This window comes from Vibrio sp. 1078-1 (assembly GCF_033340475.1).
Genome location: NZ_JAWOWM010000134.1, coordinates 643 through 917, shown reverse-complemented (window position 1 = coordinate 917; position 275 = coordinate 643). Strand labels below are relative to the sequence as shown.

The 275-nt window shown below is 48.0% G+C and carries 1 protein-coding gene; it reads right to left on the bottom strand.

The window, feature by feature from the left end; translation table 11 throughout:
• Window positions 1–275: hypothetical protein (locus tag R7190_RS26140; RefSeq protein ID WP_318137713.1), on the bottom strand; the 275-nt coding region annotated here is incomplete at both ends.

The window sequence follows — 275 nt, the reverse complement described above, 5'->3', positions numbered from 1 at the left end:
GGCTCACTCGAACCACCTTGGAAACCTGGCATAAATGGGAACACTCGAACATCAGGGATACCCGCCAATGTACCACGTACTTTGTTGAGCGCTTCCTGAGCCGTTACATCACGTTCATTCCAATCTTCTAGAATCATGATCACAAAGCCAGTTTGGTCACCTGCCTGACCACCAAACGCTGGCGTTTGGATACTGAATGACTTCAGATAGCCTTGCCCTAGCAATGGCATCAATCGGTCTTCGACAATATCCATATTGGCTGACATTCGGTTGTA